This is a genomic window from Herbiconiux sp. L3-i23, assembly GCF_023734115.1.
In the GTDB taxonomy this organism is placed as follows: Bacteria; Actinomycetota; Actinomycetes; order Actinomycetales; family Microbacteriaceae; genus Naasia.
Window position 1 is genome coordinate 729,796 of sequence record NZ_AP025737.1, and the last position, 21,762, is coordinate 751,557.

Consider the following 21,762-nt stretch of genomic DNA (forward strand, 5'->3'; position numbering starts at 1 on the left):
TGCACGCGGTGCCACCCGCGCGCCCCGCTCCGTTCCGAACAACGCTGAGGCACTCTGATGGCATGGATCTCGAGCAGGCGGTCGGACGGTTCGCGCACGCGCTCGACACCGAGCGCGGCTTCTCGGCCAATACGATCCGCGGCTACCGCACCGACCTGACCGACCTCGCGCGCTTCGCGGTGCGTGCCGATGTGCGCAGCGTCGACGCCGTGGGCCTCGAACTTCTGCGCGACTGGCTGTTCGACGCCACCGAGCGCGGCCTCGCGCGCGCGTCGCTCGCCAGGCGTACCGCAGCCGCCCGCACCTTCTTCGGCTGGGCGCTCCGCGAAGGTCTCACCCCGGTCGACCCGTCACTGCGCTTGCGTGCGCCGAAGAGCCGCGGCGCCCTTCCCCGCGTCCTGGCGGCCCCACAGACCGAGAGCCTTCTGGGGTCGTTGGAGGTCGCTGCGGCGGACGGCGACCCGGTCGCAGTCCGCGACCTCGCCATCGCCGAACTGCTCTACGCCTCCGCGATCCGGGTCTCCGAACTGTGCGGCCTCGACATCGACGACATCGACCTCGAGCGACTCGTCGTCCGGGTCACGGGCAAGGGGTCGAAGCAGCGGGTGGTTCCGTTCGGGGTGCCCGCCGCCAAAGCTGTGACCCGCTACCTGCACGCCGCCAGGCCCGCGCTCTCGACCGGCGCAACTCCGGCACTGTTCCTCGGGGCGCGTGGAGGGCGCCTCGGTGAGCGCAGCGTCTACCGGATGATCGCCCACCTCCTCGACGAGGTCCCCGGGTCCGGCCCCTCCGGGCCGCACACCCTCCGGCATACGGCCGCGACGCATCTGCTGGACGGGGGAGCGGACCTCCGCGCGGTGCAGGAGATGCTCGGTCACTCGAGCCTCGGCACCACCCAGATCTACACGCACGTCTCCGCCGAGCGCCTCCGCGCCGTCTACGAACAGGCTCATCCCCGCGCCTGACTGACCGGGAGGGCCGGGCATCCGCGGGGTCAGTCGACGAGCGGCAGCAGCACGGCCCGAGGGATGCCTCCCAAGAGGGCGAGCGGTGAGAGGTACTCGCCGTCCTGGCGCGCGCCGAGGTGCAGGCAGCCCGCGCAATGCGCCATCGACTCCGCGACCACCCCGATGACGTCGCCTCGGCGCACCGTGTCGCCCGCGGCCACCGCCGGGTCGACCGCCTCGACGCTCGAGACGAGCCCGTCCGAGTGCCGGACGGAGACGACCGGCCGGTCGACGACCCACCCGGCGAAGCTCACGACGCCGTCGTCGACTGCGGTGACGGTCGTGCCGACGCCCACGTCGAGGTCGATGCCGCGATGGCCGGCGGAGTACCGGGTCGCCGGAGCGTCGTAGCCGCGCACCACGATCCGCGGTGCGGGGACGGGCCACTGCCACACCATGGCCTGCTCGACGGCGTGCGCCGCGCCGTTCGACGTCGGAGTGAGAGGGGCAAGCATCCCCAGCAGCAGGCCGAGGACAGCGGCCATCGCCCGGCGATTCGGGCCCCGTGGCTCGGACAGGGAGGGGAGCCAGGTCGTGCGTCTGCGCATCCTCCGCATCCTGCACCCGCGCGGCACCCGCGAGGCTCCAGTGAGCCCGATGGTGGGTAGACGCACCAATGTGCGGCCTGTGGAGGACGTGGATGTTCCCCGAATATTCAGGGTGAAGGTGCAAGACTCTCGGTCGAGCGGCACCCACTGTCGTCTGTGCCCGCTCGAGAGAGAGGGGCACGTCATGTCAGCGACCGGTTCCACGCAATCGAAGACGCGCGACGGCGCGCAGTTCAAGCGCAGGGTCTATGGTCTCGCCGTCGCCGCAGCGGTCGGCGGTTTCCTCTTCGGTTTCGACTCCTCGGTCATCAACGGCGCCGTCGAAGCGATCGAGAAGCAGTTCGAGATCGAGGGCCTCGTCCAAGGCTTCGCGGTCGCGATCGCCCTCATCGGCTGCGCCGTGGGAGCGTTCGTCGCCGGCCGACTCGCCGACCGGTTCGGTCGCAAGGCGGTCATGCTGATCGGCGCGATCCTGTTCCTCGTCAGCTCGATCGGCGCCGGCTTCGCGTTCGGTGTGATCGACTTCATGATCTGGCGCTTCATCGGCGGCCTCGGCATCGGCGTCGCCTCCGTCATCGCCCCCACCTACATCGCCGAGGTCGTGCCCGCCGCGGTCCGTGGTCGCCTCGCCTCGCTGCAGCAGCTCGCGATCACCATCGGTATCTTCGCGGCGCTGCTCTCCGACGCCCTCTTCGCGGGGATCCAGGACGCCGACGCCACCCGCATCGTCGCCGGCATCGAGGCCTGGCGATGGATGTTCCTCGTCGGCATCGTGCCGTCGGTCGTCTACGGCTTCCTCGCACTGCGCGTGCCCGAGTCGCCTCGCTACTTGCTCGCCCAGGGCCGTGAGGACGAGGCGCGTCAGGTGCTCGCCACCATCCAGCCGCAGAACGAGATCGACGACGAGGTCGACGCGATCCGCGGCAACATCAAGGAGGACGAGGAGAACAAGCAGAAGGGGTCGTTGAAGGGCTCCGCGCTCGGATTGGCGCCGGTGCTCTGGATCGGTCTCGCCCTGTCGGTGTTCCAGCAGTTCGTCGGCATCAACGTGATCTTCTACTACTCGACCACGCTGTGGAGCGCGGTCGGTTTCCAGGACGCGTTCCTCATCTCGGTGTTCTCGGCTGTCGTCAACGTGGCGGTCACCTTCGTCGCCATCGCGATCGTCGACAAGGTCGGTCGCCGACCGATGCTGCTCGCCGGCTCGGCGGGCATGGCGGTGTCGCTCGCGGCCATGGCGATCTCGTTCAGTCAGGCGCAGACCGTCGACGGCGCCGTCACCCTGCCGGGCGCCTTCGGGGTGATCGCCCTGATCGGCGCGAACCTCTTCGTCGTCTCCTTCGGAGCGACGTGGGGTCCGCTCGTCTGGGTGCTGCTCGGTGAGATCTTCCCGAACCGGATGCGAGCGAAGGCCCTCGGTGTGGCGGCGGCCGCGCAGTGGATCGCGAACTTCCTCGTGACCCTGACCTTCCCGTACCTGTCCGACTTCTCGCTCGCCTTCACCTACGGCATGTACGCGACGTTCTCGGTGCTGTCCTTCCTCTTCGTGTTCCTCTTCGTGCCCGAGACGAAGGGCGTGCGCCTCGAAGACGTCGGCGGCCTGGTCTTCGGCAGAGCTAAGAAAGCCGCCCAGTAGATCCGATCGCCCAGTAGATCCGATACTGCGGGCTAGAACGCACGTTCCGGCGGGGAATCTCGCCCGGAACGTGCGTTTTCGCTGTCCCACCCCCCCGCCGGCGCCACTCGCCTCCGGCGGATCGTGTCTTCTATCGGATGGGCGCGCCGACTCTGCGGTGAATCCGCACGTTCCGGGCTTGTGCGCCCGCCGAAACGTGCGTTCATGCCCGCAATATCGGATCGGGCGGGGTGGGGTAGGATGTTTCCCGCATCTCGATTCGTCGGGGTGACTTCGCGTGCCCATCAGCGAGTCCCTACTCGCCGGCGTCGCGTCCAACGGTCCTCGCACATGTCGAGGCGGATGCGTGTCGGGCACCAGGATCCGTGCGCCGACCGGCGACACGGGAGACAACCGCAACAGTTCGGCGTCCGCGCGTCTCGCGCGCCGCCGACAGAGAAGGAGAGATGGCCATGGCCGTCGTCACCATCCGCCAGCTGCTCGACAGCGGCGTCCACTTCGGGCACCAGACCCGCCGTTGGAACCCGAAAGTCAAGCGCTTCATCCTGACCGAGCGCAGCGGCATCCACATCATCGACCTGCAGCAGTCGCTCGCCTACATCGACAAGGCGTACGACTTCGTCAAGGAGACCGTCGCCCACGGCGGCACCATCCTCTTCGTTGGAACGAAGAAGCAGGCTCAGGAGACCGTCGCCGAGCAGGCGACCCGCGTCGGCCAGCCCTACGTGAACCAGCGTTGGCTCGGTGGCCTCCTCACCAACTTCCAGACCGTGCACAAGCGCCTCAACCGTCTCAAGGAGCTCGACCTCGTCGACTTCGACGACACGACCAAGGGCTACACGAAGAAGGAACTGCTGATCCAGCGTCGCGAGCGCGACAAGCTCGAGAAGACCCTCGGCGGTATCCGCAACCTCTCGAAGACGCCGTCGGCGATCTGGGTCATCGACAGCAAGCGCGAGCACCTCGCGGTCGACGAGGCCAAGAAGCTCGGCATCCCGGTGATCGGCATCCTCGACACCAACGCCGACCCCGACGAGCTCGCCTACCCGATCCCGGGCAACGACGACGCCATCCGTTCGGTGGCGCTGCTCACCCGCATCATCGCGGACGCGGCGGCCGAGGGTCTGATCCAGCGCCACCAGAAGCCCGCCGACGGTGAAGAGGCCGAGCCGCTCGCCGAGTGGGAGCAGGAGCTGCTGCAGTCGTCCGAGACCCCGTCGAGCGAGGCCGAGAAGGTCGAGTCCGTCGACCAGGCCGGCGACGCCGCCGAGACCGAGGCCGCCGCCGCCGAGGCGCCGGTCGAGGAGAACGACGCCGACGCGCAGGCCGACGCCGACCTCGCCGCCCAGGTCGACGAGTCCCTCGTCGTCGAGCACCGCCCCGAGACCGACGCCGAGATCGAGGCGAAGGAAGAGGCCGCCGCAACCCCGGCCGAGAAGAAGCCCGCCACCAAGCGCAAGCCGTCGGCGAAGCAGGCCGAAGCCGAGAAGGCCGAGACCGCTTCCGCCGAGTAAGGCGCCCAAGCAAGATCGAGCGTGGAGGCGGTGAGAACGGTTCGTGTTCTCGCCGCCTTCGCGTGATAAGTACTGACACACAGTCAACACGAGAAGGAGTTCAGGCATGGCTAACGTGAGCCTGCAAGACGTCAAGGCGCTCCGCGAGCGTCTCGGCACCGGAATGGTCGACACCAAGAACGCGCTCGTCGAAGCCGATGGCGACATCGAGAAGGCCGTCGAGATCCTGCGCCTCAAGGGTGCCAAGGGCAATGCGAAGCGCGCCGACCGCTCCACCAGCGAGGGCCTCGTCGCCGCCGTCGAGAGCGCGACCGCGGTCACCCTCATCGAGCTCGCCTGCGAGACCGACTTCGTCGCGAAGAACGAGCGTTTCGTCGAGCTCGGCAACAAGGTCCTCCAGGCCGTCGCCGACGCCGGTGCCGAGAACGTCGACGCCGCCCTCGCGGTGTCCTTCGACGGCAAGACCGTCGCCGACCTCATCAACGACGAGGCCGCGATCATCGGCGAGAAGGTCGAACTGCGCCAGGTCGCCCGCATCCCGGGTGAGAAGTTCGCCGTCTACCTGCACAAGACCAACCAGGACCTGCCGCCGCAGATCGGTGTCGTCGTCTCCTACACCGGTGACGACGCCGAGACCGCGCGCAGCATCGCGCAGCACATCTCCTTCGCCGCGCCGATCTACCTCTCGAAGGACGACGTCCCCGAGGCCGAGGTCGAGAACGAGCGTCGCATCGTCGAGGAGATCAGCCGCAACGAGGGCAAGCCCGAGGCCGCTCTGCCGAAGATCGTCGAGGGTCGTCTCGGTGCGTTCTTCAAGCAGGTCGCCCTGCTCGAGCAGGACTACGCGCGCGACAACAAGCTGTCGATCAGCAAGGTGCTCGCCGACGCCGGCCTGACCGTGACCGGTTTCGCCCGGTTCAAGGTCGGCGCCTGACGCGTCCCGCTCATCGATCGAAGGCCCCCACCGTCCGCGGTGGGGGCCTTCGTCGTTCCGATGCGGATAGGGACGCCCGGTCAGGTTGCGTCCCAGAGCCGCCGGTAGAAGTCGGTGCGCACCGGGTCGGGGTCGATGCCGTACGCATCGAGGAGCGGCTCCTCCCACCCCGGGCCGTAGTTCCACTGGGTGCTGAGGGTCGCGATCGCGATGTCGGCCCATCGGTCGGCGACCCCGAGCCTGCCGAGGTCGACGTGGGCGAGGAAGCGGCCGTCGTCGGCGATGAGCGTGTTCGGGGCGCACGCGTCGCCGTGGCAGACCACAAGACGGTCGATCGGGGGAGCGGTGCGGAACTCGGCTCCGGCGGAATGTTCGGCGATGCCGCCGTGCCGCAGTCGTTCGTCGACGGACCAGTCGAAGGGGCAGTCCTCGACGGGGAGCGCATCGTGCAGGCGTCGCAGTCCGGCGCCGATCGCGCGCACCGCGGTCAGCGGATCCGCCCGCCAGCGCAGCGACGACGCGTCCTCGCCGTCGAGGCCCGCGGTGGCGAGCCACCATCCGCTGCCGTCGTTGCCGTAGGCGAGCACCTCGGGCACGGGCGTGTAGGCGCGCGCCCACTCGAGGCGGGTCGCCTCGGCGGCGAGGTCGAGCCCGCTGTCGTGCTCGGCCCACTTCACGAAGACGACATCGCCGTCGCCGGCTCTGCCCACTCTGAATGCGAGGCCGCCGAGCTCGTTGCGCCACACCGGCTCGATGTCGCGTCCCTCGGCCACCCTGCGCACCGCCTCGGGGATGCGGACCACGCCGAGCGGTGGTCCTGACGGCCTCATGGGATCCATCTTGGGGCACGCCCCTGCCCATGGGGCCGTGCGGGGCCATGATGGAGGAGTCGCGCGTCCGGTCGGCGGATCGGCTTCGTCGCGCGGACGGCTAAGGTTGTCTGGGCCGAATCGGCGAGGCCGAACTCTTTGAGCCGAATCCACGAGGAGGAACCGGGCGGATGACGGATACAGGCAAGCGACGGGTGCTCCTCAAACTGTCGGGCGAGGCGTTCGGCAACGGCTCCCTCGGGGTCGACCCCGAAGTGATCATGGGACTCGCGCGGCAGATCGCCGAGGCAGCGAAGACCGTCGAGATCGCGATCGTCGTCGGCGGCGGCAACTTCTTCCGGGGAGCCCAGCTGCAGCAGGAGGGCATGGAGCGCGCTCGGGCCGACTACATGGGCATGCTCGGCACCGTCATGAACGCGCTCGCGCTGCAGGACTTCCTCGAGCAGGCGGGCGCCGAGACCCGCGTCCAGTCGGCCATCGCGATGACCCAGGTCGCCGAGCCGTACATCCCGCGCCGCGCGATCCGTCACCTCGAGAAGGGCCGAGTCGTCATCTTCGGTGCCGGCGCCGGTCTGCCGTACTTCTCCACCGACACCGTGTCGGCGCAGCGTGCACTCGAGATCCGCGCCGACGTCGTGCTCGTCGCCAAGAACGGAGTCGACGGTGTCTACTCCGCCGATCCGCGCATCGACCCCGACGCGGTGAAGCTCGACCGGGTCACCTACATCGACGCGCTGCAGAAGGGGCTCAAGGTCGTCGACTCGACCGCGTTCAGCCTCTGCATGGACAACGGCATGGACATGGTCGTGTTCGGCATCGACGGACCCGACAACGTCACGAAGGCGATCCTCGGCGAGCAGCTCGGGACCCTCGTCACCGCGTGATGCGCGACGCCGGAGACGGCGTGCACGGGGCGCCGAGGAGCGTCCGCCTAGAATGGTGTGGTTCTGCACCGAAGCGAAGGGGCCCGAAGTGATCGCTGATGTCCTGTCAGACACGACCGACCGCATGAAGAAGGCCGTCGAGGCGGCGAAGAACGACTTCTCGACCGTTCGCACCGGTCGCGCGAACCCCGTGCTGTTCCAGCGCATCATGGTCGACTACTACGGGTCGCCCACTCCGCTCGCGCAGCTCGCCTCGCTGAACAATCCCGAGGCGCGCACGATCATCATCACGCCGTACGACAAGACGGCGCTGAAGGAGATCGAGAAGGCCATCGCGACCACCCCGAACCTCGGCGCGAGCCCGCAGAACGACGGCACGATCATCCGCGTCACGATCCCGGAGCTCACCGAGGACCGCCGCCGCGAATTCGTCAAGATCGTCCGCGGCAAGGGCGAGGACGCCAAGGTGTCGATCCGCAACATCCGGCGCCGGGCGAAGGACGAGCTCGAAGCCCTGAAGGGCGAGGTCAGCGACGACGAGGTGGGACGTGGTGAGAAGGAGCTCGAATCCATCACCAAGACCCACGTCGACGCGATCGACGAGGCTCTGAAGCGCAAAGAAGCCGAACTGCTCGAGGTGTGACGAGTGAACGAGGAGGCTCGCCCTCCGCGTGAACGTCCCGCGGAGCGGTCGCGCAGGCAGCCGCCGCGCAACCGGTCGGAGTTCCAGGCCCAGCTCGACTCGGGCCTGTCCGAGTTCGAGGCGCAACTGCGTGACGCCCGCAAGCATTTCGATGACGCCCAAGAGCGCATCAACGCCCGCACGGGCCGCAACCTGCTCTTCGCGATCCTCTTCGGGCTGATCCTCGGGCTCTCGATGCTCGCGAGCCTGATCTTCGTCAAGCAGCTCTTCCTGCTCGTCGCCCTGGTGCTGATGGGGTTCGTCGCCGTCGAGCTCGCGGGCGCCCTGCGCTACGCGGGACGCGACGTGCCGCGGGTCGCCTCGGTGCTCGGCGTCCTCGTCGTCCTGCCGCTGTCGTACTTCTTCCCGCCGGTCGGCCAATGGTGGGGGATCACCGCGGCGATCGCGTTCGTGACGCTCTGGCGACTGGTCGAGGGGCTCTCCGCCTCGCACCGGGTGCCTCGCCGTGACCTGTTGAAGGATCTGGGCGCCGGAGCGCTGATCCAGTTGTACGTGTCGATGCTCGGCAGCTTCGCGGTCGTGCTGCTCTCCCATGAGGGCGGCGAATGGTGGGTTCTCACCTTCCTCGTCATCGTGGTCTCGACGGACGTGGGGGCGTACGCGACCGGTCTCACGTTCGGGCGGCACCCGATGGCGCCGCGGATCTCGCCGAAGAAGACGTGGGAGGGCTTCGCCGGTGCCGCGGCGGCCGCGGTTATCGCCGGGGTGCTGCTCGCCGTCCTCCTCCTCGGACAACCGTGGTGGGTCGGTGTGCTCCTGGGGCTCGCGCTCGTCATCACCGCGACCGTCGGCGATCTCACCGAATCCCTGATCAAGCGCGACCTGGGCATCAAGGACATCAGTTCGTGGCTCCCCGGCCACGGCGGCTTCCTCGACCGGCTCGACTCGATCCTGCCGTCGGCGGTCGTCGCCTACGTGCTCTATCTGATCTTCGCCTGACCGCGACAGCGGGTATCGCGTTTTCCGCGACGGCCCGTTTCCGCGCCGGGTCTCCAGAGTGGGGATGGTCCACAATGGGACCCATGGGGACGACCTTTCCGCGTGTGCGCCGAACCCGCTCGGGTTACCGTGTCGATGAGGTCGAAGCATTCCTCGACGAGGCGCGGCGCGCCTACGAGCGCTCGCCCGACGAGTCCGGCGGTCTCGACGCCGATTCGATCCGGAGGACCGCCTTCTCCATGGAGCGCGGCGGCTACTCCACGGTGCACGTGGATGCGGCCCTCGAGCGCCTCGAGGACGCGTTCGCTCTGCGCGAACGCGAGATGGCCTACCGCACCGTCGGCGACAAGGCGTGGTTCGGTCAGGCCCGCGCGAGCGCGCAGGAGATCCTCGACCGGCTCGGACGCCCCGACAACCACCGCTTCGCCCGCACGGGCGGTCTAAGCGAGGGCTACCGTCGCAAGGACGTCGACCGCTTCTGCGCGAAGCTCCGCCGCTACTTCCGCGAGGGGGAGAAGGTCGGCATCGACGAGGTGCGCACCGTCGCGTTCCGATCGCAGCGCGGGGGGTACCGCGAGCAGCAGGTGGACCTGCTCCTCGACAGCGTCATCGACGTCATGCTCGCCGTACGCTGACCCATCCCGATCACGGGCGACTCGCCGTGGATCCCCATGACCGTGCCCTTCCGGCCCCGCTTCTGCGGCGTTTGCTACCCTGGTCTGATCGTGGGTAAGCACACAGGACGCGAAGTCGCCCTTTCCGGGACGCGCAGAGCAGGAGTCGCAGCGGTCGCTGCCCGCTCGGCGACCCCCCGCTACCGCAGCAGAATGCATGGCAATCTCGCCCTCTCGCTGTTCGGTTTCCTCGCCGCGTTCGCCTTCATCCTCGTGAACGTCACCGACCCGTACGCGGGAGCCACGGCCTCTCCCTACTACCATGTCGCGGTCGAGGTCGACCCGCAGGTGCTCGACGCGAGCGGCAGCTACGAGCAGGCCGCGATCGTCCGCGACAACTTCAGCGTCACCGAGAAGCCCAAGGTCGTCGAGACGCCCGCCGCATCGTCGTCGGGCGGCGAGGGGTGGGCTCCGCCCGCCGCCGCGGTGCCCGACCCGGGTTCGGCGCAGGCCATCGCCGCCGAGAAGGTCGCCGCCCGCGGATGGGCGAGCACCGAGTTCGACTGCCTCGTCGCGTTGTGGAAGAAGGAATCGGGCTGGCGCGTCAACGCCTTCAACGCCTCGAGCGGCGCTTACGGCATCCCGCAGGCACTGCCCGGCAACAAGATGGCTTCGGCAGGAGCCGACTGGGAGACCAGCGCCGCGACCCAGATCGAATGGGGCCTCGGCTACATCACCGGCCGCTACGGCAGCCCCTGCGGTGCGTGGCAGTCGTCGGTCGACCGCGGCTGGTACTGAACCCTCGCACCCGAGTCGCCCGCGCCGGCGCGCCGGTACGATTGAGGCATGCCGCGCAGCAACCGTCCCCGAGGGAAGGGTGCTCGGCAGGACCCCGATGAGGTCGATCTCTCGCGGCTGACGTCGGGGTGGCGCAGGACCGAGGTCCGGCGGGGCGCGGCGTGGAACATCCAGCCCGTCGGAGCCGCGTCGGCTCAGAAGATCTACCGCTGCCCGGGCTGCGGCAACGAAATCGACGAAGGCGTCGCGCACCTCGTCGTCTGGCGGGCCGACGGCGTCCTCGGCGACGCGCGCGACCTCTCCGACCGTCGGCACTGGCACGAGCAGTGCTGGAAGGTGGCCGGCCCGTGACCACGAAGGACGACGTGATGCCCGGTGACCCGATGACGACCGAGATCAAGGGCGGCGTGCAGCTGCCCGCCCACCGCGAAGACATCGAGCTGGTCACCGCCGACGGGTTGACCCTCGTCGGGGAGCTCGCCGCACCGGAGAACAGGCAGCCGGTCGCGACCCTCGTGACGTTGCACCCGCTGCCCACCGCCGGCGGGTTCATGGACTCGCACCTGCTGCGCAAGGCCGCCGGCCGGCTCCCCGCTCTCGCGGATATCGCAGTGCTGCGCTTCAACACCCGTGGCACCCGCTCCGACCGCGGCACGAGCGAGGGGGAGTTCGACGGGGGAGTGGCCGAGCGCGCCGACGTCGCCGCTGCACTCGCATTCGTCGCCGAGCGCGGGCTGCCGCACCCGTGGCTGCTCGGCTGGTCGTTCGGCACCGAGCTCGCGCTGAAGTACGGCAGGGAGCACGACGTCGACGGATTCCTCCTGCTCTCGCCGCCGCTGCATCGCACCAGCGAGGCGGAAGTGGCGGCGTGGGCCGACGAGACGCGCCCCGTGATGGCGCTCATCCCCGAACACGACGACTTCTTGAAGCCGGACGAGGCGCGCCAGCGATTCGCCGCAGCCCCGAACATCGAACTGGTCTCCGTCGACGGCGCCAAGCACCTCTGGGTGGGCGAGAACTACACCCGCATCGTGCTCGACGCGATCGTCACCCGCATGAACCCCGCCGCGGCGCCGCTGTCGACGACGTGGGAGGGCTGAGCGTCCGCTCGAGTCAGAGCTCGTTCTGCCGGGGGATCACGACCTGCTTGATGATGAGCTGGATCGCCGCGGCGACCGGGATCGCGATGAGCGCGCCGAGGATGCCGAGCAGCGTGCCGCCGACCAGCGCCGCGATCACCACGACGACGCCCGGCACCTTCACCGCGCGGTTCATGATGTTGGGGCTCAGCAGGTACGCCTCGACCTGCATGTAGATCAGGTAGTACACGGCGGCGGTGATCCAGGTCGCCGGCGAGTCGGGCAGCAGCAGGATCTGGCCGAGCACGATGAGCACCGAGCCGCTGATCGTTCCGACGAGCGGGATCAGCGACGCGAGGAAGGCGATGAACGCGAACACGACGGGCAGCTGGGCGCCGATGATGCTGAGGAAGATGAAGCTCAGCACGCCGTTGCAGAGGGCGAGGGCCGCCTGCCCGATGACGTAGCGGCCGACCGACTGGGTGATCTGCTCGGTGATGTCGGCGAACTTCTCGCGCTTGGTCGCCGGGATGAGCTGGTAGAGGCCCCGCTTGAAGCTGTCGAGGGACGCGGTGAAGTACAGGGTGAGGATCAGCACGATGATCGCGCCGAAGACACCGCCGATGACGCCGGTCGCGACCGAAATGACGCCGCCGGTGATGGTGTCGAAGTTGCTCTGCAGGTACTGCACGACCTGGTCGGCCACGTCGCTGATGTCCACGCCGATCGTGTCGCCGACGAGCGACTGGATGTTGGCGAGGAAGTCGCTCCAGGTGATGCTCTGCGTGTAGTCGACGATCTCCTGGACGAGTTTGCCGGCCTGGGCGACGATGGCCGGCACGACCGCGAAGAGGATGCCGACGAAGGCGCCGATCACCACCACGAGGGTGATGAGCAGCGCCGCCCACCGGGGGAGCCCCCGGCGCTCGAGGAACGACACCAGAGGGTCGAGTCCGAGGGAGAGGAAGAGGGCGGCGCCCACGTAGGTGAGGATCGTGGCCAGTTGCCCGATCATCGAGCCGATCAGGATCGCGACGAGGACGCCGAGACCCGCCAGGAGGCCGACTCGGAACGGGTTCAGGATCTTCACTTATGGGTCTCCGGCAGGTCGATCGTCGCGCTCAGTCTTCGGCGGCGACGGTGTCGGCCTGCTTCAGCACGCTCTTCAGGTTCTCGAAGTATGCCGCAACTGCATCGCGTTCGATCTTGATCTGCGCGAGACGCTCCTCCGCGTCGGTGATGAGGGCGCGGGAGCGGTCCTCGGCCTCCGTCACGATGTCGCGGGCACGGTCCTCGGCGTCGCGGACGATGAGCGCCGCGTTCTCCTCCGACTCCTCGCGCTTGATGCGCGCGTCGCGCTCGGACGCGATCTCAAGGGTGTCGGCTTCGAGGCGCTTGTCGGCGGCGCGACGAACGGCGTCGGCGAGTTGGAGGTTCGCCTCGTCGAGGTACTTCTGGGTCTGGGCGACCGCCTCCTGGTGGCGGCTGAGGTACTCGCGCTCGGCCTCGTCGCGGCGGGCCCGCATCTCGACCTCGAGGTCGAGGCGTGACTGCTCGATCTCGCGGGCGATCACGGCGCGGGCCTCGTCGAGCTCCTCGCCGACCGCCGAGCGGGCGGCCTCGGCCTCGCGCTCGAAATCGGTGCGGGTCTTCTCGAGCTCGGCGGCGAGGGCCGCGTGCGCTTCCGCCGCTTCGGCGGCGAGCTGGGCGTGGGTCTGCTCGGTCTCGCGTAGCAGGGCGGCGCGCGTGGTCTCGACCTCGTTGGCCAGCTCGATGCGGGCGGTCTCGACTTCGGCGAGCACATTCGCGCGCTCGTCCTCGACCTCGCGACGGAGGGCGGCGCGGGTGTTCTCGATCTCGCGGTCGAGGTCGTTGCGCGTCGTGGCCCGGTCGCGGGCGATCTCGGCGGCGGTGGTCTCGAGGTCGCGGGTGATGGCGGCGCGCGTCGTCTCGACCTCGCGCGCCAGGGTCGCACGGGTCTCGGTCAGGTCGCGGTCGATGTTGGTCCGCGCCTCCTCGAGCTCCCTCGCCAGGGCGGCGCGCCCCGCCTCGGTCTCGCGGACGAGGCGAGCGGCGTCGTCACGGGCGGTCGCCGTCTCGCGATCGGCGACGGCACGCAGCTCCGTCGCCTCGCGCTCGGCGGTGGCGCGGATCGCGGCGGCCTCGCGCTTCGCGGTGCCGCGCACCTCGGCGGCCTCGGTGGCGACGGCGCCCCGGATGGCGGCGGCTTCGCGGGTGGCGTCCTGCACCATCTGCTCCGACTGCTCGGAGGCGCGGAGCGTCATGTCGTCGGCCTCGCCGCGCGCGCTCTCGAGGATCGACGTCGCGCGGGCACGGGCCTCATTCACGGTGCGCTCGGCGAGGTCGGCGGTGTCTGACTTCAGCCGGTCGATGTCGGCCTGCACCGACGAGCGCAGGCGTTCGGCGTCGATGTCGGCCTGAGCGATGAGTCTCGTCGACTGCTCCTCGGCCACGCGGAGGGTGTTCTCGAGCTTGTGGCCCAGCCCGGAATAGGTCGGGCTGCCGACCTCGTCGAGCTCGGCGTCGAGCTCCTCGACGCGGGCGCCCAGGCGCTTGATCTCCTTCTGCGCCTCGGCCCGCTCGGTGTTCGCCTTGATGAGGTCACGGCGCAGATCCACCAGCGCCTTGTCGACTTCTTCGCGGTTGTATCCGCGCATCACGGTGCTGAAGTTCGCTTCGTCGGTGGCCACGTTCACTCCTGCTGTAGATCGCGCACGGTCGAAAGGCGCAGGGCTCCGAAAGAGCCGGTTTCAGCATAGACCGACGACTGCGAGCGCCCTGGGAGGGCGCGGCCGGGGGTTTCACTGAGAGTGAACGCGGGGTACGTCCTCAGACAGCGTCCCGTATTCTTGAGTGATTTTCTCGACAGGTCCGCCCATCAACGAACTTCGCCGGAACCCGATTCACCGTGCGCCTTCCGAACCCCCGTTCGGTGCCGCCCTACGATGAACCGTGGGTTCGCACGCCGCGTGTCGGCAGCGCGGAAGGAGTAGCCCCACTTGCGATTCGTATTCGCCATCGTCGCCTTCGTGGTCGCTGCAGGCATGATCGCATTCGGCATCGCGCAGCGCACCATCCTGGCCCCTGAAGACCGGGTCGCGTCCACGGTCGAGATCGACTCCGACGCGGCGTACACCGTCATCGACGGTTCGGTCATGAACAGCAACACCGGTCAGCAGCGTCTGCTCGCCTCCGGATCCGACACGGTCTTCGCCGCGTACGGCCGCACCGGCGACATGCTCGCCTGGCTCGGCGACGAGCCGTACAACAGCATCGGCTACGACGCCGAGACGAGCAGCCTCACCTCCGAGGTCGTGAGCGACCCGGTTCCCCCGACCGACGCCGCCGCGGCGGAAGAGGACGCGGCGCCGCCCGCTCCCGCAGGGTCGGACCTCTGGCTCGAGGAGACCAGCGCTGAAGGATCGCTCGGATGGACGGTCAACGTCCCCGACGACATCTCGATCCTGCTCGCGAGCGACGGCACCGCCCCGGCCCCGTCGGAGATCTCCGTCAGCTGGCCCGTCGTGCACCTCACGCCATGGGCCGGCCCCCTGATCATCGGCGGCGGGATCCTGCTGCTCGTCGGTCTCGGCCTCTACATCTGGGGGCTCGTGCACATGCGCCGCACTCGTGGACCGCGCCGCAAGGCGCCGCCGAAGATGCCCGCCCCTCCGCGCATCAAGGCGCCGAAGCAGCGGGCCCTCGAGCCGACGGTCACCGCGAAGGGCCGCCGCTCCGCGAAGCGCGTCGTCGCGGGGCTCGCCATCGGCGGTGCCGGCGTGCTCGTCCTGAGCGGCTGCACGTCGGCCGACTTCGACGACTACTTCGGCGGCGCACCGGCCCCGACCCCGAGCGCCTCCGCGTCGGCCCAGGCCGACGAGGAGATCACGCCCGTCGCGGTCACCCAGCCCCAGGTCGAGCGCATCGTCGAGACGGTGTCCGCCGTCGCGACCGAGGCCGACGCGGCCCGCAACCTCGACCTGCTGAAGACCCGGTTCACCGGCCCCGCCTTGCAGCAGCGCGAGGCGAACTACGCGATGCGCGGCGCCGATGGCAACATCCCGGCGCCCGACGCCATCCCGGCGACCCCGCTGCGGCTCGATCTGCCCGAAGCGACCGACACGTGGCCCCGTCGCGTGCTCGCAGTCGTCGGCGAGGGCGCCGACACGACCCCGCCGACCGTGCTCGTGATGATCCAGGCCACGCCGCGCGAGAACTACCTCGTGACCTACGCCATGCGCCTGCAGGCGGACATCGACTTCCCGGCCGTCGCGCCGCCGACGGTCGGCGCTCCGGTCGTCGCGCCCGACAGCCGCCTGCTGTCGGTGCGGCCCGACCAGCTGGGCGTCCAGTTCGCCGACCTTCTCGCCAAGGGTCCGGAGAGCGAGTTCTATTCGATCTTCGCCGAGAAGCCCGACGGACTCCGCACCCAGGTCGGCCTCGACTACAAGAACGCGAAGCGGGCGGCCCTGCCGAGCACCGCGACCCTCGAGTTCGGCAATGGCGCAGGCACCGGACCGGTCATCGCCTTCGCGAGCAACGAATCTGGCGCCATCGTCGCGACCGACATCGTCGAACGCGAGACCGCCCGAGTGGCCGAAGAGGGGGCGACCGTCAACCTCGAAGGCCAGGTGAAGGCGCTGTCCGGCCTCACCTCGACGAAGACCGCGGTCGAGTCGACCTACGGCTATCAGCTGCTGTTCTACGTGCCGCCGAGCACCGACGACACGAGCCAGGTGGTGCTGCTCGGGTACAGTCAGGGCTTGATCGCTGTGAAGGAGTTGTAGTTTCCGTGAGCACGCCCGTTCCACCGCTCGGCAATCTGCGCGGAGGCGTCGACCTCTCGCCGCTGCTGAACCGAGCACAACAGCCGGCGAACGCACCGCAGGGCGGCGCGCCTGCCGGCGATGCCATGCCCGTCCCGAGCCTCGTCCTCGAGGGCACCGACGCGAACTTCGGCCAGGTGCTCGAACTCTCGCGCACCGTCCCCATCGTCGTCGACCTGTGGGCAGAGTGGTGCGAGCCGTGCAAGACGCTCTCGCCGGCGCTCGAGCGCATCGTGAAGGAGTACGCGGGACGCCTGCTGCTCGTCACCATCGACGTCGACGCCAACCCCCAGCTCGGACAGGCGTTCCATGCCGAATCGCTGCCGACCGTCGCCGCGGTCCTCGCGGGCCGGCCGGTCTCGCTATTCGTGGGCGCCCTGCCCGAGGAGCAGGTCCGTGAGGTCTTCGACCAGCTGCTCGGGCTCGCCGCCCAGAACGGCGTGACCGGCACGGTCGCGGCACAGGACCAGGGCGCCGCCCCGAGCGCGGCCGACGAGACTCCCGTCGAGGAGCCGCTGCCGCCGCATCACGCCGAGGCGTACGAGGCGATCGAGCGCGGCGATTACGACGCCGCCATCGCCGAGTACAAGACGGCGATCGCGCAGAACCCGAACGACTCGCTCGCGGTGGCGGGGCTCGCTCAGGTGAGTCTCATCGCACGGCTCCGCGGCAAGACCCTCGACGGAGTGCGCTCCGCCGCGGCCGCCGCACCGGCTGATCTCGAGGCCCAGCTCGACGTCGCCGACGTCGACCTGTCCGGCGGCCACGTCGAGGATTCCTTCGACCGCCTTCTCACCCTGTTCCCCTCGCTCGACCAGCAGGGCAAGGACAGGGTCCGCGCGCGTCTGCTCGAGTACTTCGAGATCGTCGGGGCCGACGAGCCTCGCGTGGCGGACGCCCGCCGACGGCTCGCGAACCTCCTGTACTGACCCGCCCCTCGCAACGGCCACAGATCAGCGTCACTTAACAGATCAGCGCCGGTGAGACCTTCGGGTCGCTCACCGGCGCTGATCCTTTTCTTGGGTGCGGCTTCTCCGATGGGGGAGGTGGAGAAGGATGTCCGCCGATCGAGACTCACGGGCCTGGGCGCCGAGCTGGGGAACTCGTGGGGGGGCGCGCCCTGTTCGCCTCTCGTTGGGGGTGGGAGAGAAGTCCCGACCGGCGGAGGTCTACAGCGTCAATGGGTCAATAGGCTCCGTCGGGGAAGAGGACGGTCTTCGCCGTGCGCCACAGGATGATGAGGTCCCCGGTCATCGACCAGTTCTCGACGTAGTAGAGGTCGAGGCGGATGCCGTCCTCCCACTCGAGGTTCGAGCGGCCGCTGACCTGCCAGAGTCCGCTGAGGCCGGGCGTGACGACCAGGCGGCGGCGCGCCTTGTCGTCGTATTCGGCGACCTCCTCCGCGAGCGCGGGACGGGGGCCGACGAGGCTCATCTCGCCGCGGAACACGTTGATCAGCTGGGGCAGTTCGTCGAGCGAGTACTTGCGCAGCACCTTGCCGACGGGGGTGACCCGCGGATCGTCCTTCATCTTGAACAGGCCCTTGCCGCCCTGCGCCGCGACGAGGGCGGCGCGGCGGGCGTCGGCGTCGGTGTACATCGAACGGAACTTGAAGATCCGGAATCGTTCGCCGTCGCGTCCGATGCGCTCCTGCGTGTAGAACACGGGACCGCCGTCGGCGCGGCGCACCAGCAGGCCGATCACCGCGAACAGGGGGAGGAGGGCGGCGAGCATCAGCCCCGACAGCGTGACGTCGAACGCGCGCTTCGCGACGAGGTGCGGACCCTCGACGTTCGGCGTCTCGACCTGCACCAGGGGGAGCCCTGCGACGGGGCGCAGGTGCACGCGGGAGCCGGCCACGTCGGTGATCGACGGCGCGAGCAGCAGCTGGTGGCGGAGGGGGTCGAGGCCCCAGCTCATCTCCCGCACCCGGTCGGCCGAGAGGTGCTCGGATCCGGTCACGAGGACGGTGTCGGCTCCGTACTGCGCGAGCAGACCGGGAACCTGCTCGATGCTGCCGACGACGGGGATGTCGGTGCCCGACAGGACGGTGTCGCTGTTCGCGCCCGTGAGGCTGACCCCGACGACGCGGTAGCCGTGCTGGGTCTGCTTCATCAGGTCGCGGGCGGTGCGGCGCACTTCGGCGGGCGACCCGACGAGGATCACCTGCGACGAGTACTCGCCGCGGCGGCGCTTCGCGATCAGCCACTGACGCCACAGCCACCGGTTGGCGAGGATCGCGACGGTGACGAGCGGGAAGACGATGAGGGCGTACGACCGGGCGACGGACAGCTGCAGGAAGTACGCGGCGACGAGGTACACCACGAAGGTCAGCACCGACGCGTCGACGACGCGCTTGTACTCGGTACTGCCGGCGCCGATGATGCGGCGGCTGCGGGTGTCGAACACGCGCAGCGCCGTGAACCAGATCACGGCGAGGGCGAACGACACCTGCGTCTGCTGCACGAGGCCGTCGAGCATGCCGACGGAGTTGATGGCCTCGGAGTCGAAGCCGAACCGCAGGACGTGCGCGCCGGCGACGGCGAGCAGCACGGCGGCGGCGTCGCCGAGAGTGAGGCGCAGGGCGTACGCCCGGGTCCACGACCGACGGGCGGCCTTGCGGCGCGCGGCGGTGGTCGCGGTGAGGAGGGGGTGTGCGGTCGACGAGTCGACGGCGAGCTCTGTGAGGGTAGTCACGAGGCCTGGTCCATTCGGGTGTGAAACAGGTATCGGAGCGTGCTCCAGCCATGGGGGTGGCAGGACTCCGAGAGGGGTGGGTGGGGGAACGACGGTGGGGCCGCCGATATCGCGCGGATCGTTCCCGTGGGTCGGGAACGGCCGCGCCCTGTGGGTCAGGACGCGGTGCGCGAACGCTCTCGGAGAGCGGAGAGTGGGGTGCGGGGGATGATGCGGAGCATGGGGGAGCTCTTTCGGGTGGGTAGTCCGAAAACGGCAGGCGTGAACCGACCGAGAAGGGGTGGGTGAAGAGGGCTGGGTGGGCTCTCTGCGCTGGTCGAGGAGTTGTAGGACGTGGGGTGAACGAAACCCGTTGACCGGCTAGATCAGACTAGCCAGCCGCGGGGGCGTGCTCAAGGTGTCAGGCCGCCCCGATGGGGGGTGCGCGGTCCCCAAAACGGGGGCCAGAGGGGTGGTGCCGACGGGGTCGGCCGGATCAGCGGCGCGGCTTCAGGTACAGGATACCGAGCGGCGGCAGGGTCAGCTCGACGGAGGACGGCTGCCCGTGCTGCGGCACGTTCTCGGCCGTCACCTCGCCGAAGTTGCCGACACCGGATCCGCCGAACTCGAGGGCGTCCGAGTTCAACAGCTCCTGCCAGGCGCCGGAGGTCGGAAGGCCGACCCGGTAGGGCCCGACCGTCTGTCCGCTGAAGTTGGCGATCACGGCGATCGGGTTGCCGTCGGCGTCCTTCCGTAGGAAGGAGACGACGTTGTTGGCGGAGTCGCTGCCGTCGATCCACTCGAAGCCGTCGGCGTCGCTGTCGCGCTCCCACAGTGACGGGTTGTCGCGGTACACCGAGTTGAGCTGCGCGACGAAGTCGAACAGGCCGCGGTGGGCGGGCTGGTCGAGGATCCACCAGTCGAGTCCGCGCTCCTCGCTCCACTCGGAGGGCTGACCGAACTCCTGTCCCATGAACAGCAGCTGCTTGCCGGGGTGGGCCCACTGGTAGCCGAGGAATGCCCGCACGTTCGCGAGCTGCTGCCAGTGGTCGCCCGGCATCTTGCCGAGCAGCGACCCCTTGCCGTGCACGACCTCGTCGTGGCTGATGGGGAGGAGGAAGTTCTCGGAGAAGGCGTACACGAACGAGAACGTGATCTCGTTCTGGTGGTACGAGCGGTGCATCGGGTCTTCGTGCATGTAGCGCAGACCGTCGTTCATCCAGCCCATGTTCCACTTGAGGCCGAAGCCGAGGCCGCCCTCGCTCGTCGGGGCGGTGACGCCGGGGAAGCTGGTCGACTCCTCGGCGATCATCATGATGCCGGGGTGCAGGCGGTACGCGGTCGCGTTCGCCTCCTGCAGGAAGCTGATCGCCTCGAGGTTCTCGCGGCCGCCGTGGATGTTCGGCAGCCACTCGCCCTCCTTGCGGGAGTAGTCGAGGTAGAGCATCGACGCGACCGCGTCGACGCGGAGTCCGTCGATGTGGAACTCCTCGAGCCAGTACAGGGCGTTCGCGACGAGGAAGTTGCGCACATGCGACTCGCCGAAGTCGAAGATCAGGGTGCCCCAGTCCTGCTGCTCGCCGCGGCGGGGGTCGGTGTGCTCGTAGAGCGGCTGGCCGTCGAAGCGTGCGAGCGCGAACTCGTCCTTCGGGAAGTGGGCCGGAACCCAGTCCATGATGACGCCGATCCGAGCCTGGTGCAGCCGGTCGATGAGGTAGCGAAGGTCGTCGGGGCTGCCGAAGCGCGACGTGGGCGCGTAGTAGCCCGACACCTGGTAGCCCCATGAACCGCCGAACGGGTGCTCCGCCAGCGGGAGGAACTCGACGTGGGTGTAGCCGAGCTCGTGGATGTAGTCGATCAGCTGGTCGGCGAGGTCGCGGTAGGAGAGCCCCGGCCGCCACGAGCCGAGGTGCATCTCGTAGACGCTGACCGGCTGGCGGTGCGGGTCGTGCGCGGCGCGGGAGGTCATCCACGCCTCGTCGCTCCACACGTAGGAGCTCTCGTCGATGATCGAGGCGGTGGCCGGCGGCTTCTCGGTGTGCCGCGCCATCGGGTCGGCCTTCTCGATCCAGCGGCCGTCGGCGGTGAGGATCTCGAACTTGTACGCGTTGCCCGCCTCGAGACCCGGGACGAAGAGTTCCCACACCCCGGTGACGTCGAGGCGGCGCATGCTGTGCAGCACGCCGTCCCAGCCGTTGAAGTCGCCGATCACGCGAACAGCCTGGGCGTGCGGCGCCCACACGGCGAAGGCGGTGCCGCGGGCCTTCGCGCTCACGCCCTCGTGATCGATCACTCGAGCGCCGAGCATGTCCCAGAGGCGCTCATGGCGTCCCTCGCCGAAGAGGAACAGGTCGAGTTCGCCGACCGTCGGCAGATAGCGGTAGGGGTCGTCGACGGTCCACTCGGTGCCGTCCGGGTAGCTCGCCTCGATCTCGTAGTCCTGGAACCCGATAAGACTCGTGCCCTGCCAGATCCCCCAACCGAGGTGGCTGAGCTCGATGCGAGCGCCCGAGGCGAGCACCGCGGTGACCTTGTCGGCGAGCGGTCGCAGCGCGCGGATCACGACGACGGGGTCGGTCACCTGCTCGAGCGCGACCGGATGCTGGCCGAGCACGGAGTGCGGACCCGAGTGCGTGCCTGCGGCGACCCGGCGCAGCGTGTCGTCGTCGATCGTCGGCAGGGTGAGGGGGGTCTTCCCGCTCGTCGCTCGTGCCATGGGGCCTTCCTCGTTCTCGTTCGGAACCGCGTTCCGC

Annotated in this window: 19 protein-coding genes; 13 read left to right on the forward strand and 6 right to left on the reverse strand. The window is 69.2% G+C overall.

Annotation, left to right across the window (positions count from 1 at the left end; translation table 11 throughout):
- Nucleotides 1-62 precede the first annotated feature (62 nt).
- Entirely contained in the window at nucleotides 63-965 is a 903-nt protein-coding gene (locus NGH83_RS03480; protein WP_251857680.1) for a tyrosine recombinase XerC, read from the forward strand.
- A gap of 29 nt (nucleotides 966-994) precedes the next feature.
- On the opposite strand, the gene NGH83_RS03485 is transcribed toward NGH83_RS03480, so the two are convergent.
- Nucleotides 995-1,492: a murein hydrolase activator EnvC gene (locus NGH83_RS03485; RefSeq protein WP_251857681.1), complete on the reverse strand. Its 498-nt coding sequence runs from the start codon at nucleotides 1,490-1,492 to the stop codon at nucleotides 995-997.
- Nucleotides 1,493-1,739: 247 nt separating this feature from the next.
- Between NGH83_RS03485 and NGH83_RS03490 the strand changes: the two genes are divergently transcribed.
- The 3 genes from NGH83_RS03490 to tsf all read left to right on the forward strand — a co-directional run bounded on the left by NGH83_RS03490 (nucleotide 1,740) and on the right by tsf (nucleotide 5,639).
- Nucleotides 1,740-3,191 (forward strand): sugar porter family MFS transporter, encoded by a 1,452-nt coding sequence (locus NGH83_RS03490; protein ID WP_251857682.1) that lies wholly within the window; start codon nucleotides 1,740-1,742, stop codon nucleotides 3,189-3,191.
- A gap of 452 nt (nucleotides 3,192-3,643) precedes the next feature.
- Nucleotides 3,644-4,705: a 30S ribosomal protein S2 gene (rpsB, locus tag NGH83_RS03495; protein WP_251857683.1), complete on the forward strand. Its 1,062-nt coding sequence runs from the start codon at nucleotides 3,644-3,646 to the stop codon at nucleotides 4,703-4,705.
- Between the two features lie 106 nt (nucleotides 4,706-4,811).
- Complete coding sequence (tsf, locus tag NGH83_RS03500) at nucleotides 4,812-5,639, forward strand: translation elongation factor Ts (protein WP_251857684.1); 828 nt, start codon at nucleotides 4,812-4,814, stop codon at nucleotides 5,637-5,639.
- Between the two features lie 80 nt (nucleotides 5,640-5,719).
- Here tsf and NGH83_RS03505 read toward each other — a convergent pair whose 3' ends face one another.
- A complete protein-coding gene (locus tag NGH83_RS03505) occupies nucleotides 5,720-6,469 on the reverse strand; it encodes an aminoglycoside 3'-phosphotransferase (protein WP_251857685.1) in 750 nt (249 codons plus the stop codon).
- Between the two features lie 170 nt (nucleotides 6,470-6,639).
- On the opposite strand from NGH83_RS03505, the gene pyrH reads away from it, so the two are divergent.
- The 7 genes from pyrH to NGH83_RS03540 all read left to right on the forward strand — a co-directional run bounded on the left by pyrH (nucleotide 6,640) and on the right by NGH83_RS03540 (nucleotide 11,507).
- Nucleotides 6,640-7,353, forward strand: coding sequence for a UMP kinase (gene pyrH, locus NGH83_RS03510; RefSeq protein WP_251857686.1), 714 nt, complete (start codon nucleotides 6,640-6,642; stop codon nucleotides 7,351-7,353).
- 88 nt (nucleotides 7,354-7,441) lie between these two features.
- Nucleotides 7,442-7,996 (forward strand): ribosome recycling factor, encoded by a 555-nt coding sequence (frr, locus tag NGH83_RS03515; protein ID WP_251857687.1) that lies wholly within the window; start codon nucleotides 7,442-7,444, stop codon nucleotides 7,994-7,996.
- 3 nt (nucleotides 7,997-7,999) lie between these two features.
- Nucleotides 8,000-8,995: a phosphatidate cytidylyltransferase gene (locus tag NGH83_RS03520; protein WP_251857688.1), complete on the forward strand. Its 996-nt coding sequence runs from the start codon at nucleotides 8,000-8,002 to the stop codon at nucleotides 8,993-8,995.
- 83 nt (nucleotides 8,996-9,078) lie between these two features.
- On the forward strand, nucleotides 9,079-9,630 hold the full coding sequence (locus NGH83_RS03525) for a DivIVA domain-containing protein (protein ID WP_251857689.1): 552 nt from the start codon (nucleotides 9,079-9,081) through the stop codon (nucleotides 9,628-9,630).
- Nucleotides 9,631-9,822: 192 nt separating this feature from the next.
- Nucleotides 9,823-10,407: a lytic transglycosylase domain-containing protein gene (locus NGH83_RS03530; RefSeq protein ID WP_251857690.1), complete on the forward strand. Its 585-nt coding sequence runs from the start codon at nucleotides 9,823-9,825 to the stop codon at nucleotides 10,405-10,407.
- A gap of 48 nt (nucleotides 10,408-10,455) precedes the next feature.
- Complete coding sequence (locus NGH83_RS03535) at nucleotides 10,456-10,758, forward strand: hypothetical protein (protein ID WP_251857691.1); 303 nt, start codon at nucleotides 10,456-10,458, stop codon at nucleotides 10,756-10,758.
- A 32-nt stretch (nucleotides 10,759-10,790) separates the two neighbouring features.
- Nucleotides 10,791-11,507 carry an alpha/beta hydrolase gene (locus NGH83_RS03540; RefSeq protein WP_251858439.1) on the forward strand — a complete coding sequence of 239 codons (717 nt, stop codon included), beginning with the start codon at nucleotides 10,791-10,793 and terminating at the stop codon, nucleotides 11,505-11,507.
- A 13-nt stretch (nucleotides 11,508-11,520) separates the two neighbouring features.
- Here the strand turns inward: NGH83_RS03540 and NGH83_RS03545 are convergent, their stop codons facing one another.
- Both NGH83_RS03545 and NGH83_RS03550 read right to left on the reverse strand, forming a co-directional pair.
- Nucleotides 11,521-12,576 carry an AI-2E family transporter gene (locus tag NGH83_RS03545; RefSeq protein WP_251857692.1) on the reverse strand — a complete coding sequence of 352 codons (1,056 nt, stop codon included), beginning with the start codon at nucleotides 12,574-12,576 and terminating at the stop codon, nucleotides 11,521-11,523.
- Between the two features lie 31 nt (nucleotides 12,577-12,607).
- Nucleotides 12,608-14,197, reverse strand: coding sequence for a DivIVA domain-containing protein (locus tag NGH83_RS03550; protein ID WP_251857693.1), 1,590 nt, complete (start codon nucleotides 14,195-14,197; stop codon nucleotides 12,608-12,610).
- Nucleotides 14,198-14,506: 309 nt separating this feature from the next.
- Between NGH83_RS03550 and NGH83_RS03555 the strand changes: the two genes are divergently transcribed.
- A complete protein-coding gene (locus NGH83_RS03555) occupies nucleotides 14,507-16,294 on the forward strand; it encodes a hypothetical protein (protein ID WP_251857694.1) in 1,788 nt (595 codons plus the stop codon).
- A gap of 5 nt (nucleotides 16,295-16,299) precedes the next feature.
- Complete coding sequence (locus NGH83_RS03560; RefSeq protein ID WP_251857695.1) at nucleotides 16,300-17,262, forward strand: tetratricopeptide repeat protein; 963 nt, start codon at nucleotides 16,300-16,302, stop codon at nucleotides 17,260-17,262.
- Between the two features lie 256 nt (nucleotides 17,263-17,518).
- Here NGH83_RS03560 and NGH83_RS03565 read toward each other — a convergent pair whose 3' ends face one another.
- Together NGH83_RS03565 and glgB are read right to left on the reverse strand one after the other, a co-directional pair.
- The gene (locus NGH83_RS03565) at nucleotides 17,519-19,030 is read right to left on the reverse strand and encodes a sugar transferase (RefSeq protein WP_251857696.1); all 1,512 of its coding nucleotides are present in this window, start codon (nucleotides 19,028-19,030) and stop codon (nucleotides 17,519-17,521) included.
- A 475-nt stretch (nucleotides 19,031-19,505) separates the two neighbouring features.
- Nucleotides 19,506-21,725 (reverse strand): 1,4-alpha-glucan branching protein GlgB, encoded by a 2,220-nt coding sequence (gene glgB / locus NGH83_RS03570; RefSeq protein ID WP_251857697.1) that lies wholly within the window; start codon nucleotides 21,723-21,725, stop codon nucleotides 19,506-19,508.
- Nucleotides 21,726-21,762 lie beyond the last annotated feature (37 nt).